Raw genomic sequence first — 17944 nt, 5'->3', positions numbered from 1 at the left:
TCTAGGACTTTCGCGGGCCGGCTGGCCATCGTGCACCTACTCAATCTGGTCGATAATTGCCTCCGTCATCCGCTCCGTGCCATCAGCCTCCCGCTGGTAGCGGTGGCTTTGGGCGGCTTCTTCCACCTGCCCAAATGCCCAATGGTCTTCCGGCATGTCGGGGAACTGGGCCGGGACGCCTGTCAAAGGGCCTCTTCCCAGGAGTCGGTTGACCATGGTAACCGTCTCGACGCGACTGATTTTATCGTCTGGCTTGAACAGGTTTCCGGGGTAGCCGCCGACGATATGGTTGCGGTAGGCTTCCTCGATGTAATTGGCGGCCCAGTGCTGCTCAATGTCCTGGAAGTGCAGCGTGACGGGCTTGCCGCCGACACCGAAGTATTTGGCGACGACAGCCGCCAGTTCGGCCCGGGTGATCGCTTCATCGGGGCGGAAGGTTCCGTCTTCATACCCCTGGAAGAGTTTTTTGGCGGTGACGGTTCGGATGTACTTGCGGGCCCAGTGGGACACCGGCACATCGGCATAGTCAGCGCCGCCTGCCTCGTTGACGCCGGTCAGCCGGGCAAATAGACCGGCGATCTCGGCCCGGGTGATGTTGCGGTAGGGGCCGAAGTTGCCGTCGGGATACCCGATGACCAACCGCTTGTGCGCACCGTCGCCGAAGCGATTGGTGAACAAGAGGACCCTCACCCTGGCCTGGGCCTTTACCGCAGCAGCGGGGACAGTGGGCGTGGTGGAGACGGTAGAAGTCGTCGACGTAGCGGGAGCACTGGGAGAAGCGGGGGCAGCGGGGGCGCTGGTGGACAGGACAGCATCTTCAGTGACGAAGCGTTCCGCTTCTGTGAGGACGCTCTCCCGAGCCCTCAATGTATACTGGAGGGCGCCCGTTGTGGCGGCAGGCTTGCCTGCTGCCACGGTCCAGGTGATGCGCTTGCCGTCGACGGCGCCGCCGGCCGGATCGATGATTTCCGTTTCATCGGGAACGGTCACGGTAATCGTTGCCGTAGCGCTTCCGGCGGGGACGCGGTAGTCGACCCGGTATCGGATCGGGTCGCCTTCCCGGTAGGCCGGTCGATCGCTGGTGATGGCGATAGCGGGCTGGTCGATACCGCCTGTCGCCGGCTCTGTCACCGCTGGCGTTGTGGGCGCGTTGTTGTTTGCCTGCGGGGCGCCGGGAGCACCAGCGCCGGAACCACCGCTCGCGCCGCCGCCACCGCCACCGCCGCCCCCTCCGGACGGGGTCATGGAGAAATCCCACTTGACGATATCGCTGTTGACGGAGATGGTGGGGCTGGTATAGGTCTGGTAGCCATCTTTGACGCCGACCAGGTAGTAGTCGGTGTTGCCAAAGACCATGAAAGCGTATTTGCCGAAGTTGTCGCTGTATTGCGGGTTGGCGTTGTCGGAGGGCGCAAATCCAACCAGCGGCGGCAGGACCACCTGCCCTCCCGGCGTCCGCCCGCTGGCGATGTTTCTCGGCGTGTTGGCAAAGCGAAGGGTGACGTGGACGCCGGTCACCACCTGTCCGGTAACGGCGTCGGTGATGGTGCCGTAGGGGTCGATCAGTTCCTCCGTGATGTTGATCTGACCGTCCTGGGCGACTTCGATCCGGGGGAGTTCCCCGTTGGCTTTCCGGTTAAGCACCACTTCACGGGCCTGCCCGTTTTCATCGGGGACCTCCATGCGGACTTCCAGCCGGTAGGCCCCTTGCTGGAGCGCGTCGGCGTTGAAGACGCCGTTGGCGTCGAGGGTGAACCCTTTGGGAAGGCCATTGTCGCCGAGGACATACTGGCCGGCTGCGTTGAGCAGATAGATCTTCGTCCGCGCGCGAACTTCGGCGGAAAGGGGTTGCGCAGACTGGCCGTCGGTGGTCTTGCTCTGCACGACGCCGGTGGCGGTCTTATTCGAATTGAACGCCTGGTCTCCGTGACCGCTGACGTTGCCGACAGCGACTTTCTGCGGGAAGGCCACCTCCCGCAAGACGCCGCCGATCCGCACCGGCTTGATGATCTCGATATCGTAGTCCTCATTGCCTTTGGGGATGAGGATGTGGTACTTGCCGTCGGCGCCGGTGATCATCTCGCTGGTAAAGTCGATCTGCCCGTCATGATCAAAGTCCTTGGAGACGCGGACCTTGGCGCCTGCGACCGGCACAGGGCCGTTTTCCGACTGGTTCGTCACGATCCCTTGGATCGCCGCCGGGTCGAAGGTGATAAAAATCTGCGATTCGGCGTAGAGCCGTTTTTCGGGATCATTTACGACGGCGGTGACAGGAATCCGCTGGGCTTCCGTCCCCACCAACTGGGAGGAACGGTACCGGATGGAAGCCTTGCCGTCATTGCCGGTCTGTGCGTCCTGCCCGTCGGGGAAAGAGCCACTTCCTGCGCTGAAGCGGACGGGAACGCCGGCAACCGGTTGATCGTTCTCATCGCGGACGGTGGTCGTCAAAATCGCCTCTGACCTGCCGTCGCCGATGATCGACTCGGGGTTGGCCTGCAGCAGCGCCTGGAACCGGACCAACTGGGCATTGACAACCACTTCCCGCTGTCCGGGGGTAGACGGCAGCACGCGGACGTTCTCCTGAGTCTCCACCTTGTACCCCGATTTCTTCACGACATGCTGGTAGTGGGTCGTCGGCACATCAACAAAGCGGTAATTCCCGCCCGCATCGGTCCGGACCTCTCTGGTGACGCCGCCATCGTCGCGAATCGTCACCACCGCGTCGGCCAAGGGCGTCCCGTCTTGCTGAGCCGTCACCCGTCCCACCAGATCGACCTGGGTGAGGACGGTCAAGGTATTGTTCGACTGCGCCGGGGCAGCTTCCGTCTGAATGACGGCGTCGCCGGCGTTGCGGGCGGTGAAGGTCACGCGGTATTGTCCAGCGGTGATGTCTTGCGGCAGGCGGTGTGTCCGATTTTCCCACTGCTTATAGCCATCGTTAACAAAGCGTCCGCCGTTGACGAGGGCGAGTTCCGCCTGCTGGGTTTGACCGGCAGCCTGGTACTCAGCGATGACCTTGTCGGCGTTGACGGTGCTGACAGCGGACAAGATCAGGGCGTCTCCCTGTCCGAGAACCGGCTCGCTGAAGGGCTGCGCCTGTCCTGCGCCTGTCCAGCCGTCGAGCGCCTTTTCGCGGACCGCCACGGCGTCACCCTTCTGATAGGTGTCCCGCTCGATGACCCGGATGTTGTCCTGTTCCGCGCGATTGACCTGAACTGTCGAGGCTGTCAGGGTGATCGCCTGGTTGGGCGTCGCAGAAGTTCCCACAGGAACGGTGACGACGGCGGTCAACTCTACCGTTCCATTTCCGGGAAGGGGAACAATCAGGTGGGACCGCTGGCTCCCATCGATCACCTTGTATTCCGCTGCGATCTCTGTCCACGTCCACTGGCCGGCATGGTATTCTCCCCGGGCGATGGTCTCTTCGCCCTTTTTCAGTTCGACGGGATAGGGCGAGGACAGGGTGATCCGGAAGTAATCCTCTGCAGCGGAAGGATTCTTCAGGGTATACCGGTAAGATGCTGACTGACCGCCCGAGACTTCCGATGTCTGCGGGTCAGCGGGAAGCATGGGAACATCGGTGCGCAGAGTGGCGTCGGTGATCGCCATGGTCGCGCTGGTGTAGTCGAAATAGCCAGGGCGGATCACCTTCAGGTAGTAATCGGCGCCGCCGGGAACGAGGAAGGCGAAGGTTCCCTGGCTCCCGCTGGCTTGCGGATTGGCGTTCTCCCCAAAGTTTGAATAGTTGTGTCTCGGCAGGTTCACCCGTTGATCAGGCGTATACCCGTTGTGCACGTTGTTTTCCGTATTGGCGTAGTACAACTCCACCTGGGCGCTCTGAATCGGTTGATTGGTGTTGACATCATAGACCTTGCCGAGCAAGTCGAGGACGGTCTTGACGAAAACGGCGCGGCCGTTCCCGCTGACGGTCACTTCGGGCAATCGGCCCTGGCGATCTTTATTGACGGTGATCTCCGTGCCCGGTTCCAGTTCATAGCGGACATCAACCAGATAGCGGCCGTCGGGAACCTGTCCGAAGGAGAAGCCGCCGCCGGCGTCGACAGCTGCGCTGCGCCGGTGTCCCGGGCTGTCCTCAGTATAATTGCCAGTGCCGGCGTCGCGCAGGTAAACCTTCAGTTTTTCGTTCATCTCTGCCGGGAGGAAGCTCTCGCTCCCACCTGGGGCCAGGGATGCCACGTACCCGCCCAGGCTGTTGGCAGCGTCAAAGATCGACAGGTCCTGCCCATATACGGCTTCGGCGACCGCAGCCGGCTGACCGATGCGGAACAGGCGGCTTGCGCCGGGGACTTCTGCTCGGACGCGCAGTTCCAGGTCATAGCGGGTTTGATAGCGGGTGATGCCGAGGAGATAGCCGCCATCGTGGCCCGTGGCGGTGGCAGCAGCGAAGTCGACGGTCCCGTCGCCGTTGAAGTCCTTGGCAACGGTCACTTCCATTCCGGAAAGCGGTTGGTTTTGCCCGTCTACCAGCTGACCCCGGATGGCTGCCGGGACAGTCGAGACAACCACGTCCGCATGACCGCAGTGGGCGGCAGTCGCCCGGATCGAGTAGTGGCGTGTCACAATCCCTTCAATTTTATCGGCGAGAAAGTTAACCGCCGCGGCGCCGTCAACGCCGGTGACCGCCGTCGCCCCCTGCGGGAAGGCGCCTTCCCCATGGAGTTCCTCAAACCGGACGGCGATGCCCGGCTGGGGGTTGCCTTGCTCGTCGGTAATGACTGCCTGCACGCGGCTAACGGAGACGCCGTCTCCCAAGACCGTCATCGGATTGGCCGTCAAGGCCAACTGGAAGGGAGAGAGCACAATGTCTGCGTTGACAGCGCTCATGCCGGGATCTTCCGGCACGGCCCGGATAAAGAGTTCCTTCCGGCTAAAGCCTGCCTGTTCCCCTGTCAGGCGGTAGATGCGGGCGGGAACATTCGAGAAGCGGAAGTTTCCGCCGCCGTCCGCCGTGGTCTGTCCGGTGGTCACAGTCCCAGACACATCGGCAAGGGTCACCGCAGCGCCGGGAATGGCGGCGCCATCGGGGCGGGTGACACGACCGGTGATGTCGATGCCGGAGAAGACGGTGAAGGGGTTATCGCCTTTCGATGGGCTGTTCGCGTCTTCTCTTTCCAACAGCACCCCGTTCTGGTCGTAGGATGCGAAGGTGACAAAAACCTCACCGGCAGGGATGTCATCTGGCAGATGGGTGGTGACATTGGCCCAGCGTTTCTGGTGATCGGCGAGATAGGTGGCGCCGTTTTGCAACGACAAGGGCACTTCCACCGAATGGTTCTGCCCGCCGGCGGTAAATTGGTACTCGGCTTTCACCTGATCTACGTTGATGGCGGTGACGGCGGAATACTTGAGGGCTTCGCCGGGCGCCAGCAGGGGTAAGCGCCAGGCATCACGGGGATGGTTGCCCGTCCACCCGTCCAGGGACTGACCGGTCACGTTGATCCGGGTCTGGGCGTCATAACGCTTGTCACTGAGCGCCCCCCGGGCGGTGAGGGTGACCAGTTTTTCGCCCAGACTGGCTCGCTCCGGCAGGGTGATCGTCAGGGTGAGTTCTTTCGTCTCTCCCCCGTTCAACTCGATCTCAGGACCGCCGACGGACTGGTGCGGGGCAGCGATCTCCCTCCAGGTCCACACCCCGTTGGCGCCGCTGCCGCGAGCGATGGTCTGTCCATCACCGGTCAGAGAAGCGTCATAGGGAATGGTGTCCCCCACATTTACGGTCAGGCGGAACCGGTCCTTACCGGCGCCTGTGTTTTTCAAGAGGTAGCGGAAATCGACGCTGGTGGCCGCTTCCGCTTCTTTGGCGTCAGGGCCGGTGATGTCGATGGCGTGATTGCCGCCGATGATCGTGTCGACTGATGCCGTAAGGGGATCGTATTGCTTGCGATCGCCATCGGGACGCGAGAAGTACCGGCTCACTTCGAGGGCCGCCTTGCGCACCGATGTGACGGGCATGGCGGGATCATCGGCCTGGACGGTGAAGGTCATGTCCCGCTGTCCATCGTCGCTGCTGAGGCTCGGGAAGTTCCAACTGCCCTGCGCGCCGCTTGGCGTGCCGTTGCCGCCACCGCCGTACACGAAGTCCGTTACGGTCTGGTTGACCTCGATGTCATAAGCGGGGCTCAAGCCCACATTGCGCAACTGTCCCGTCAGCTGGATGGAGTCATAGACAGCCTCGTAGACACTTTTATCCGGGTTCAGGTTGAGAGTGAGCTTCGGCTGCACGACACTGATCGTGACCGTGCTGGAGTTTTGGACTTTCGACTGGCCGCCCGACGGGGCCGTCTCGTAACTGACATTGGCCTTCAGGGAACTGGCATACTGGGTCGTCGCGAAGTTGGATTCCGTCTTTATCCGGGTGATAATCGTAACGGTATTTGCCGTTCCGGACAGGTTTCCCAGGGGATAGCGAGAATTGAGCGGGGCGATCTCCATCCCGCCTTTTTTTACGGAAAGGATCTCTTGTTCGACCAGGACGCTGTTACCCGGATCAAATACGGCGTTGTAGGCCGTCGTCTGGATGGGCGCTGTCATGGTCAACTCGTAGGTGATCTGGTCGCCGGGGCGCACTTTTGTCTTGTCGCCGCCGTTGGTCGTGTCCGTGATGGTTAAAACAGCCTGGAGATCCTGCACGGACAGGTCATGGGTATCCTTGACGTTCGCCGGCGCGTAGGTGACCGCCGGGGAGAGTCCCACTTCCCGCGACTGGTAACTGTCCACCTTCGCCTCCAGGCGGATGCCGCTGGCGCCGGAACCGGCCGTGGGGATCAGCCGGGCGTTGAAGGTGTAATCCTGGGAAGCCCCGACAGGAATGTCATTGCCGCTCCAGGTGATGTTTGCGCCGTCCTGAACGCCGCCGCCCGAAAGGCCGGATACCTCGATCAAGGCCGGGATCGTCACATGGAAGGTGCTCCCGTATGCTGTCGACTGTCCTGTGTTACTTACCCGGATGGTGATGGGAAGGGTATCGACGCCATCGGCAAAACGGTTATTCCCCTTGTTGAGAAAGGAAATGGTCAGATTCGGTTGGATGACCGCCAGGGGCACAGAAACCTCGTTGAGACTTTTGCGCACAACGCCAGCGGCAGCCATTTGCCAAGAAGCCTTGGCATAGGCGGTGATGGTTTGCGACGTCCCGGTGAAGGTTGTATCCGTTCTGGCCCGAAGGGTCACTATGGCCTCGACGGTCTGGGGGCCGTTATCCGTTTGCGTCAGATCGCCGACGGGGATGGTCAATTCGGTTCCGCTGGATGTCGTCCCAGGCGGCGATTCGATCACTTGAAACTTGGCCAGTTCTGGCAGTCGTTCGACCAACTTGCCGTCATAGAGGCAAACGCCTTTGGGCGCCGTCAGGGTGATTCTGTAAGTGACGGTGTCGCCGGGGCGGATCTTGTTGAGGACGCTGCCGTTGCTTGTGGCAATGATGCTGTGGGTGATGGTGGCTGAAGGGATGGTGATATTCGCGGCGGCGTTCAGGGCGGTCAGTTTTTGTTTATCGGGGGGCGTACCTAAAGCCTCCGCCGCCTTGGCGCTGTCGTTGGTGTAGTAGTCCCCTGTCGAGGCGGTGATACTTGTCAAAAGGCCGGCGCCCAGTTTTTGATTCAATTTGGCCGTAAAGGTGTAGGTCTTCGTTTCATTCGGGGCGAGTTGGGCAACAATCGGCAAGGTGAGCCGGTTCGCGCTGCCGTCGTATTCTCCTTCCGAGCAGTCCGTAAGGGAAAAGCCCTGGTTCAACGGAATTTGGACGGTCGGTTGAAAGGTGTAGGCGATGTTCTGTCCGCGGTTTTTGATGGTAACGGTGTATAACCGGCTATCCCCTTCCACCATGTTCCCGGCGCCCGGGCTCAGGGTGATTTGCAGCATCGGCGATTTGACGGTGACGGCCACGTCCGCCGAAGTGATCCGGTGATTGACGCCTCCTGCCGTTTTGTCATCCCAATCGAATGTGGCATGGGATGTTTGGGTCTGCTGTCCGCTCAGGTCCATGACCTTTGTCTTGATAAAACAGGTGTAAGCGACACCCGGTCCTTTGATCGCGGGGATGCCGGTGATGGTGACGGTGTTTCCGGAAAACGCGGCAGCGGGACTCCCGCTTCCGCTATGGGATGACATGTCGTACCCGGTGTAGGCGTTGAGAAAGCTTTGATTGCTGTCGATGATGTCCTTGACCACGCTGTTGTAGGCCCAGGTTTTGTCCGGGAGGGTGATCTCGATCTTATGTACAACCCAGTCGCCGATGCGCAGGTCGTCATCATGGCCGGTGGCGGAATCGACGAAGGTCTTGGTGATCGTCGCCGTCTGGGCGGCTAGCTTGGAGTAGGGCGCGCCGGGCTCGGAAAGCTCGTATTGTCGACCGCTGCCGGCAACGCTGCTGCTGAAGTTCGCTTTTCCGGTTGTGGCGATGGGACGCAGGGCGCCGATGGTGTCGACCACATCGGCGGTGTACCGGAAGGTTTTCTCCTGACCGGACGCCAGGTCGCCACAATCGAAGGTGAGTTCAGCGCCGCTGCGGCTGAAGGAAGCGCCGTTTTCCCCTTGGGGATTGGTCAACTCCTCCGGCAAGGTATCGACAAACTTGACGCTGTAGGCGGTTGTCGTTCCCGTGCTGGTCAGTTTGATCTCCATGGTCACTTTTGCCCCGCCGGTGACGGCGGCATTCGCGCCGACGGGGGTGAGGGCGCCGCCGTCGTTCAGGTAGATGGTGCGGCTGAATTGCAATTTAGGTTCCACATAGTTCAACCTTACAGATGCGCCGGCGCTCTGGGCCTGTCCCGGTGAATTGAGGAAGGAGAGCTTGGCCAGGTTCTCTTCGCCCTTATCGTTGACGACGGCCGGGTTGTTGCGGATGCGGACCGGCACATCGACGGAGAGCGTCCCAGTTGTTTCATCTAATGTTCCCAGATTCCAGACGAGCGCCCGGATGCCGCTGGCGTAGCCGGGGGAAACGCCGTTAAGGGCCAGGGCAGACAGGCTGGCATCGGAGATGTTTCCCTGCTCGTCCATGGCGGCCAGTTCGGCGCCGTCGGGGAGGAAGCTGTAGACCATGACGCCGGGCTGTTTGACCCGGATCCCACTGGCGTCATAGGTAAGGCGGATGTTGACCACATCGCCGACGGTCACGGCGGCCTGGTCATCGCGCGCAGGCGCTTGGCCGTTAACGGCGGTGATTTTTTCGGAAAGGGCTGGGGCCTTCGTCGAGATGCTGGAGCCGGCGCTATCGGCAGCCGTCCACGTCTGGCCTTGTCCGCCGTCAAGCGGCCCCCCCGGCTGGGAAGTCCCCTCGATCCGGCTGCTGGCGCTGATCTGGTCATTCGCGTTCAACGGCCTTCTGTTGTAGGCGACGGTCCAATGGCTGTCGACGACGCTGTCGACTTGGATGCCGACGAGGCTCTTCGCGGGAATCGCTTCGATGTCCCACTGAAGTTCATTCTTCCCGAAACCGTCTTTCTGATCGTCGCCGGTGAAATTGGTGACGTTGAGCGGCGCGCCCTCCGGGGCGTTTACCTGATAACCGGTTCCATTGTAGGCGCTGTCTAGGAAGGTATGACCGTCGCCGATGGATTCTTGAAGAGCGACGGCGGTTACCGGGTAGTACTGGTTGGTCCGGATACTCATCCGGGTGATCACCCGGTCGCCGTAGCCGATCCGGTTCTGTCCGTCATCTTTCAAAGAGGACTGGCTGATCTGGATGTCTTTGGCGGTAACGCTGAAAGACAGGTCGCCGCCATAGGCTTGGCCGTTCACCTCGACGCCGTAGTGGAGCGTATTGCCGTCGATCAAGGCGCCGTCCGGGATGATGGCGCCGCTGTTTTCATGCCCATTCTGCATCCACTTGTTGAAGACGGCTGTATAAAAGGTGATGGTCTTCGTTTCTCCCCTGTTGATGGTGAGATTATCCCAGCGCACCTGGTTCCGGTTATTATCGATTCCAATCGACGCGGGAGCGACCGAATAGCCGTCCGGGATGCCGTTCACCCGCAGGGCGCCGTTCATGTCAGCATTCAGGGAGATGTTCGATATGTCGTCACGGCTGTTGGCGATCATCTGAACGGTAAAGGGGAACTTGTGCCAGATGTCGCTGTCGTTCGAATCGGCGCCGGCCCCTTTGACCTCTTCCCTGTGGCTGGTGTTCATGATCATTTTGAAGGGGACGACGGTGAACGTCTGCAATGTTCGGGTATTCGTCGGGTGGTTCTGGTCGTAGTAGTAGTTGCGCGCGTCGGTGCTGGCGTAGACATTGATGATCGGCAACAGGTTCTCTCCGTACTGGACCGGCTGGAGGACTGGCGGAACCTCCGCGTCTGGGTTTTCGGGATCGACGGGACCGGGCGCTTTGACGCGGTAGTTTTCGCTGACCTTGACGGTGATGTAAAAGCGGAACTCCTCGCCGCTCCCGCCGGAGGCCGGGGCGAGTTCCTTCACGTCTTTCCAAAAGACCCGCTGCCTTCCGTCAACGGGATTTTCGCTGGTGTCCAGCAGTTCGACTGTCGTGGGGGCTGTGTGTTGGGAGAGTTGGGCGATCTCGATGCCATCGGGGAGGATCGCTTCGATCCCCATGTTGTAGGCCCACTTGTCCGGCGACTGGTTGGTCAAGCGGATCTCCAGTGTCTCCGTCCTTCCTAAAACAGCCGTCGTGGCATGATTGACGGTGAAAGCGAGCTTGTCACCGGGGAAGGCATTGGCGCCGTTATCGACTGCCACATCGACTGCGGCTTCGGCATCCGCCGGATTCAGAAAAGCGGACCAGGAGAACAGGCAGAACCATGACAAAATGAAGAGAGCTAGAGATGTGAGCGCTTTTTTCTTCACTAGACGAAACGGTTTGCGTTGATTGAACTGCGATTCCTGTTGCAAAGCAACTACCCCTTCCAATATCTTTCTGTAGTGCTATTTCCTGTCCCATCTGCGCACGGTTGTATTGTGTGTAAAGCGAATTCTGTACTCTACCGTTTTTCTCTTCTTAGTTTTTCGCTATGGTCAAATAATTTTCCATTAGTTTGCAATTGTTCCTTCTCATATATTATATCTTTAAAGATTGCTGTTTGTTTTTTAAGTCCTTTGCAAGCGTAATATAACTTGCGGTAAACATAATTTATATTCATCTGAACATACAAGATTTTTGGTGTGCTTTTTCTTGTAAAAAAAGCCCTTTCGCGGATAAGCGCCGCGAAAGGGCTTTTCATTTCTCTACAACCTGGCCCACAGACGAGCCGTCCTTCTTTATCGGGCGATACCACCGTTACAGCGAAGACGATAGCCGAAGCATTCCTTTTCCAACTGGGGAGTCTCCCCCACCACATCTGCTGGTGTCCATTGCTGGACGAAAGAGTACTTCCAGAGATCCTCTTATCATAGGAAAAGAAAAGGCAACTGATCTTTCAGCAGCCGAAGATCATCCCTGTAACGGTCCATCCGTTTAGTGGGTTTTTTCGGTACCGGCTTAGCGCTCTTTTGCGCATCACTCCCCCAAGCGCCGTCTCCGCCACTGTTGACCCCACAGGACCGCCCGCTCGCCCAGGATGCAAAACAGCGCGAACAGGAGTATGACCGTCTGCCCTTTCAGTTGAAACACATTGGCCGTGAATATGGTTAAAGTGAGACCGACAAAGGGCGGCATGAACAGGCGCTGCAACTTTTTGCCGTCCCCGAAGAGAAGCTTATCACCGGTTCGTTCCAGATCATTCCGTTCAAAAAGCTTCATGCTTCCCAAAAAGGAGGCGACGGCAACGATGGCCATACCGGCGATGATCGGAACGGCGCCCTCCGTCACCGAACCATCGGCGGGAAGATAGTGAAAGGGCGTCAGCCACTGACTCAGCCAGCGCAGCGGACGTTCCGCCGGATGGGATGGCGCCCAACCGGTGAGCACGAGAAAGTCGCCGATGATCCCCGAGAAAAAGGCAGGACCGATAAAGACAAGTATCGTCACCGCCAGGGTGCCCTGGATACTGCCCGTGATCGTCCCGATGGAAAAACTGACGCCATAGACGGCCCACAGAACTAAGGTCACACGGAGGAACCAGATTAACGCCGCCAGCATGTTATCGATTCGCACCTCCGGCGGCAGCAGCAAGAAGGCACACAGGAAAACCAGGAGCATGAGCAGCGTCATGGCTGTGATCGCCAGCCAGCCAAGGATGAACTTGGTGGCACCGATGTGCCGTCGACTCACCGGAAGGGTGACGAGAAAAGCCAGCGTGTGGGGAACCCGCTCTGTCGCAAGCAACAGAGTACCCGCCGCGACGGCGGCCATGATTAGGAAAATATATGGATAATTACTTCCATGAGCGATATCGACTAGGGTGCCCACCCAGCCCATGTATGTGATAGGCGTAGACATCACCGTGCCATCGAGAAATTCATAGTGTTCGTTCACACTGATCTCAAAGGGGTCGTTCTGTACCGGCGTTCCGAAAGCGAAGGACAAGGGGAAAAAAACGGCCAGTATGACAACGAACGATAGAAGCAGGCGATGCTGCCGCCACTCCTTTCGCGCCAGCACCGGATGCCAACCGAGTCTAGCCAACATGGCGCCAAGCATCGCCGTATCCCTCCTTGGACATCCAATAGAGAAAAATCTCTTCCAATTCCATGTCCAGCGTCTCGACGAACAGCGGTTCATATGCCTGCACCTGCTGGTACACCTGCTCCCACCGCGTCGCCACGACGATGGTATAGACGCGCCCTCGCGCTTCCACTGAAAGAACCTCCGGCAACCGGCGCAGCGGTTCCGGAAAACCCGCAGGAAAAACTACTTGAAGCTTCCGGCTAGAGGCTTTCAATTGTTCGATCGACTGTTCCTGCAACAGTCGCCCGTCAAAGAGCACCCCCACCTTGTCGGCGAACCGTTCCAGTTCTCGCAGGTGATGGGTGGACAAAAAGACCGTCATCCCCTCGGCAGCCGTCTCCTCCAGGACCAGTTGCCAAAACATACGTTTGATCACCGGATCGAGACCGCTGGTCGGTTCGTCCAGGATGAGCACCTGCGGTCGAATCGACAGGGCGATCGTCAAGGCCAGCATGGTCTTCATTCCTTTGGAAAAGGCGCGTATCCATTTCCCCATCGGCACATGAAACTGTTTGAGCAACCAGCGTTCTTTGTCCCGATCCCAAGAAGGATAGAGGCCGCGGCAAAAGTCCAACAGTTCTTCTGCCGTCATCTGTGGATAATAGTCCTGAACATCGGCCACATAACCGACGGACTGTCTTACCGCGCCGGTCTCATCGGTGATGGACCGCCCGAGGATAGCGCCTGTTCCCGAAGTGGGCCGAAAAATACCCATCAACAACCGGATCAAGGTCGTCTTGCCTGCGCCATTGGGTCCCAGCAGTCCGTAGACGATTCCTTGCGGTATCTGCAGGTTGACCTTGTCTACCGCCGTATAGTCCTGAAAGGTTTTCGTCAATTCCCGGCATTCAATGGCCCAGTCCACGGTCCGCCCCCCTTTCTTCGCCATCCCCGGCTGCTCGCGTTACAGCCGCTGGCGTACCGACCGCTATCGCACCGACGCTAGCGGTCGGTACGTGAGCGATGCCACTGACGCACCGCCGCTGCAATACGCTGAAGACACTCCTCTTCGTCCATATCCAGGTAGTGGGCTTCCACCAGCAACCGGTGGATATGGGCCTCCACCACCTGTTGTTTCTCTGCGTCAGTGACGGCTCTTCGTGTATGTCTCCCTGCCACAAAGGTCCCTCGACCGCGCAGCGTTTCGATGACACGGTCGCGTTCCAACGCCTGATAGGCCTTGGCGATTGTGTTGGGATTTAGCATGATCTGCGCCGCCAATTCCCGGACGGAAGGCAACCGATCGCCGGGCGCTAATATTCCTTTGGCTACCGCCGCTTTGATCCCATCGAAAAGTTGCTGAAAGACCGGAACGGGTGAACGCAGATCTACGTCATACCACACGAGATCACCCCCGCCGCGAGAACCCTGTTAGTAAACACATTCTAACTGACCCCATGAGCGTACTGCGTGTACTATATGAGGTGGTATGCACAGCATAGTATTTTTATTCTTAACTGTCAATAATACCCTGAATTTAAAGGGGGGATGGAGATGGCAGGCACAAGCGTTCGACCCCGAAGCGAGCGTACCCCGAATCGCTCTTGAAAGATTCTGAAACGGCTTACCATTATGCTGCTGGCCGTTCTGCTCCTCTGGCTTATGTTCGGACTGTTCCCTTCCCCGCGTATTGATCAAGAGGTGCCCACCGGGCGTACCAAAAAATAAAGCTCGCCAAAAAAGGCGAGCTTTCTATCGATCATGAGCAGTGCCGGAAAAGCCCTACTTCAAGGATGACGCTGGAAAGACATTATCCTATGATCGATTATATTATATCAGAATTGTTCCCATTGTCAAACAGTTCTAGTACATCATTTTTCCTTTAAGTCGGCTGTTTCTTAAAATAATGTTCCGGCATCTCGTATAGACCATAATCAACGGCCCCCCTAAAATTAGGCAGACTAATAGTTCTTCTTTGTATCGTAGAAAATAGTTCCGATAACCAATGTTCGAAAGGATTGGTGGGCCTTCTGCTCTTCAAATCCAATCCATAGTATTCCCGAATAATGTTTCCGACTAAGTCCGGGAACCGGATCATCGGGTGTGTCTTTGAAGCTACAAAAAGCGGCATTGCTATAAGTCGATTACACTGTTTTCAAAAGAAAGCGCCATCCTTCTCCATACATAACAAAATTATCTCGAACAAGGAAGTTATGGGGTTTTTAGTCCGCAAAAACAATTGTGTTGGGTAACAGTTACAAAAATTTGAATCAAAAGAAAAACTATTGTCCCGAAAAATTAAAAAGTCCATCCCGAAAAGGATGAACTACCTTAAACTTTAATTGGTGGAGATGAGCGGGATCGAACCGCTGGCCTCCTGCATGCGAAGCAGGCGCTCTCCCAGCTGAGCTACACCCCCACGTGACAAAAGGTATTATAGCGCAAAAGGAGGCCCAATGCAAGTGGTATTGGGCCTCCTTTTTTATCCACCAACCCTACGCCTTCGGCTTTTTCTGCTCCTCCGGCTTCAGCTTCTCGACGACAATCGCACAGTCGGGGCAGACGTGCTGGCAGATGCCGCAGGCGATGCAGGCGGGGTCCTGCTGCACCTCGACGGCAGGGGTGCCGTAGACGCCCAGTTTCTTCGACCAGGTGATCGTATCGGTCGGGCACTTCTCGATGCAGAGCCCGCAGCCTTTGCAGAGGCCGGGGAACACGCTGTGGCGCCCTTTGCCGCTCTCAATCGTATAAACTTTCCATTCAGCCACGGAAGACGTACCTCCTTCTCGGTGGAGTCAAATCACACTACCCTGACGGGTAATCCCATGGGCTCACCCTGTCGGATTCACCTGCAGTGACGGTTCACGCTACAACGTTCGTCGCTTCCGTCCCCTTTATGGCGGTGCAATCTTACAGTTGCCCCTCCACCAGTTGCATACCCCGCTCCAGAGCGCGGTAGTTCAACTCGCGCAGTTTGGGGTCCTGTTCGAACTTGTAGCCCAGCTTGTCTTCCAGGGCTTGCTTGGCGCGCTCTTCGCTGACGACGTGGGTGGCGCGGACAACGGCGCCCATGATGATGATGTTGAATACCCGGGGGTGCAGTTCGTTCTTGGCCGTGTCGATGGCCGGGATGCCGATGACCTTCTTGGCGCCTTTCGGCAGGTCGTCTTCGACGCCTTCGATGAAGGTGTCATAGACGAAGACCGTGTTCCCGTCGACATACTGGGCGCAGCGGCGGATGGCGCGGTCGGAGAGGGCGATGACGATATCCGCCTTCTCAAACTTGGGCGAGCCCACCTTCTCCTTGTCCGAAATCTGGACGAAGGCGATGGAGACGCCGCCGCGCTGTTCGACGCCGAAGTTGGGGATGTAGAGGGCTTCCTTCCCTTCCTCGTTGGCCGCCTCGGTGAGGATCTCGGCGACCGACTGAACGCCCTGGCCGCCTTCGCCGGCGAGGGCGATTTTGACGACTTTGGCCATGGTTATCCCTCCTGCTTGGCGGCGGGAACTTTCAGCTCGCCGACTTTGAAGTATTTGGTCATTTCCTTCTCGACGAACTCCCAGGTCTTGGCCGCGTTCATCCGCCAGTTGGTCGGGCAGGCGGAGAGTGCTTCGACGAAGGAGAATCCGTTGCCGTCGATCTGGTTTTGCAGCGCCTTTTTCATCATCCGTGTGAGTTGCGGGATGTTGGCCATCGTCCCCCGGGCCACATAGGCCGAGGCGGGCGTGATGGCGGCGACCATCTCGGGGCCGAGGGTCGGGTTGCCTGTGGCGTCCACGTCGCGGCCGTAGGGCGATGTCTCCGTCTTCATCCCCGGCAGGGTTGTCGGGGCCATCTGGCCGCCGGTCATGCCGTACTGGGCGTTGTTGGCCAGGATGACGGTGAGCTTCTCGTTGCGGCTGGCGGCGTTGACGAGGTGCTGGGCGCCAATGGCGTAACCGCCGCCGTCGCCCATGTAGGCGATGCAGATCAATTCGGGCCGGGCGCGCTTGATGCCGGTCATGACGGGCGTCGTGCGGCCGTGGTGAGTCTGGATGGCGTCACAGTTGAAGAAGTCCCAGGACAAAAGGGAACAGCCGATGTCGCAGCCGAAGACGACGCGGTCCTGGATGCCGAGCTCATCGATGGCGGTCCCCAGGGCTTTTAAGATATCGCCGTGGCCGCAGCCGGGACAAAACTTGTGCGGTTTTGTCTCCTGCCGCCAGCACTTGGGCATTTTCGGTTCTAATACAGTCGCCGTTGTCATCGCGTCACCCTCCCCTTAGGCCATGGCCTTGATTTTCTTGACGATTTCGTCGGATGTGATGCCCTGGCCCGGCTTGAAGATGGTCTCCATCGGCGTGGTGAGGCCGTAGAGAGACGGCAGCGCCAGTCGGGCGAACTGCCCTTCCGCCGATTCGACGATGAGCAGCTTTTTCGCCTTCTGGACGACGTTGCGTAGCGGCTCGGCAGGGAAGGGGCGCAAGGTGATGGGACGGAACATGCCGGCCTTCACGCCATCGGCCCGCAGTTCGCGGATGGCCTCGACGGCGGCGCGGGAGACGATGCCGTGACAGAGGATGACCACTTCGGCGTCATCGCATTCCATCGTCGTGTGCTCGACGATCTCGGGGGCAAATTTTTCGTAAGTCGCCACCAGTTCCTTGACGACTTCATAGAGTTCTTCTTCCGTGTTGTAGGTGTTGCGCAGGTGGGCTGGGTCGCGGTCTGCGCCGGCCTTGCCAGGCAGGCCGACGAGGGGATAGGTGTCAACCATCTTGATGCCCCGCAGCTCCGGGTCATACATGGTCAGTGACTCGCGCATCTTGGCCTGGTAGCCGTCGCCGAGGACGAAGGTGGGGAAGCGGTATTTCCAGGCCGTGTTGAAGGCCTTGATCGTGTAGTCGTAGAGTTCCTGGTGATTCGCCGTCGAGTAGACGACGCGCAGGCCCTCGCCGTTGGCGCCGTAGCAGGTCATCGTCACTTCCTGCTGGGAGTAGATGACAGTGGCCGTCGACGGGCCGCCCCGCTGCTGGATGATGAAGACGGCGGGGATGCGCATCATCTCAGCCATGGACATGGGCTCCTGCATCAGCGTGTTGCCGGGGCCCGCCGTGGCCGTAAAGGCCCGCTTGCCCGAGAGAACGCCGCCGCAGGTGGTGAAACCGGCTGAGATCTCGTCCTCGGTCTGCAAAAAGCTCCGGTTGTGCTTGGGCGCCAGGCGCGTCCAGTAGTGCATGATCTCGTTTTGCGGCGTGATGGGGTAGCCGTACATGATGTCCACGCCGGCGGCCAGCGCCGCGTAGGCGCAGACCTCGTTGCCGGTCATGAACATCCGCTTTTCGCCTTGAATCGGCTTGTCTGCCATAGGTCAGGCACACCTCCTGAAACGTGTATGTTGGGTCGTCGCACGAATGCTTCGGGCGACGATTGGCCCC

General features: G+C 58.9%; 8 protein-coding genes and 1 tRNA gene. All 9 read right to left on the bottom strand.

Annotated elements, in window-relative coordinates:
- Window positions 1-36: 36 nt before the first annotated feature.
- The 9 genes from GTO91_RS05775 to GTO91_RS05735 all read right to left on the bottom strand — a co-directional run bounded on the left by GTO91_RS05775 (window position 37) and on the right by GTO91_RS05735 (window position 17874).
- Window positions 37-10872, bottom strand: coding sequence for a carboxypeptidase regulatory-like domain-containing protein (locus GTO91_RS05775; RefSeq protein ID WP_161256233.1), 10836 nt, complete (start codon window positions 10870-10872; stop codon window positions 37-39).
- Between the two features lie 604 nt (window positions 10873-11476).
- Window positions 11477-12559, bottom strand: coding sequence for an ABC transporter permease (locus GTO91_RS05770; RefSeq protein ID WP_161256230.1), 1083 nt, complete (start codon window positions 12557-12559; stop codon window positions 11477-11479).
- Window positions 12537-13451 (bottom strand): ABC transporter ATP-binding protein, encoded by a 915-nt coding sequence (locus GTO91_RS05765; RefSeq protein ID WP_161256227.1) that lies wholly within the window; start codon window positions 13449-13451, stop codon window positions 12537-12539. Before GTO91_RS05765 ends, GTO91_RS05770 begins: the two co-directional genes overlap by 23 nt.
- Window positions 13452-13528: 77 nt before the next feature.
- Window positions 13529-13930, bottom strand: coding sequence for a GntR family transcriptional regulator (locus GTO91_RS05760; RefSeq protein WP_161256225.1), 402 nt, complete (start codon window positions 13928-13930; stop codon window positions 13529-13531).
- A gap of 939 nt (window positions 13931-14869) precedes the next feature.
- Window positions 14870-14945 (bottom strand) — tRNA-Ala (locus tag GTO91_RS05755).
- 76 nt (window positions 14946-15021) lie between these two features.
- Window positions 15022-15294, bottom strand: coding sequence for a 4Fe-4S dicluster domain-containing protein (locus tag GTO91_RS05750; RefSeq protein ID WP_161256222.1), 273 nt, complete (start codon window positions 15292-15294; stop codon window positions 15022-15024).
- A gap of 142 nt (window positions 15295-15436) precedes the next feature.
- Complete coding sequence (locus GTO91_RS05745) at window positions 15437-16006, bottom strand: 2-oxoacid:acceptor oxidoreductase family protein (RefSeq protein WP_161256218.1); 570 nt, start codon at window positions 16004-16006, stop codon at window positions 15437-15439.
- A 2-nt stretch (window positions 16007-16008) separates the two neighbouring features.
- A complete protein-coding gene (locus tag GTO91_RS05740; protein WP_161256215.1) occupies window positions 16009-16773 on the bottom strand; it encodes a thiamine pyrophosphate-dependent enzyme in 765 nt (254 codons plus the stop codon).
- 15 nt (window positions 16774-16788) lie between these two features.
- Window positions 16789-17874 (bottom strand): transketolase C-terminal domain-containing protein, encoded by a 1086-nt coding sequence (locus GTO91_RS05735; RefSeq protein ID WP_161256213.1) that lies wholly within the window; start codon window positions 17872-17874, stop codon window positions 16789-16791.
- Between the last annotated feature and the right edge of the window lie 70 nt (window positions 17875-17944).

The sequence above is a fragment of the Heliomicrobium undosum genome, from assembly GCF_009877425.1.
GTDB classification, from domain to species: domain Bacteria; phylum Bacillota; class Desulfitobacteriia; order Heliobacteriales; family Heliobacteriaceae; genus Heliomicrobium; species Heliomicrobium undosum.
This window is presented reverse-complemented; position numbering and strand designations above follow the sequence as displayed.

What these genes read in the sequence shown, in the direction of transcription:
- GTO91_RS05770 (WP_161256230.1), bottom strand. Translation starts at nt 12,559, where the DNA reads ATGCTTGGCGCCATGTTGGCTAGACTCGGTTGGCATCCGGTGCTGGCG.
- GTO91_RS05745 (WP_161256218.1), bottom strand. Translation starts at nt 16,006, where the DNA reads ATGGCCAAAGTCGTCAAAATCGCCCTCGCCGGCGAAGGCGGCCAGGGC.
- GTO91_RS05740 (WP_161256215.1), bottom strand. Translation starts at nt 16,773, where the DNA reads ATGACAACGGCGACTGTATTAGAACCGAAAATGCCCAAGTGCTGGCGG.
- GTO91_RS05735 (WP_161256213.1), bottom strand. Translation starts at nt 17,874, where the DNA reads ATGGCAGACAAGCCGATTCAAGGCGAAAAGCGGATGTTCATGACCGGC.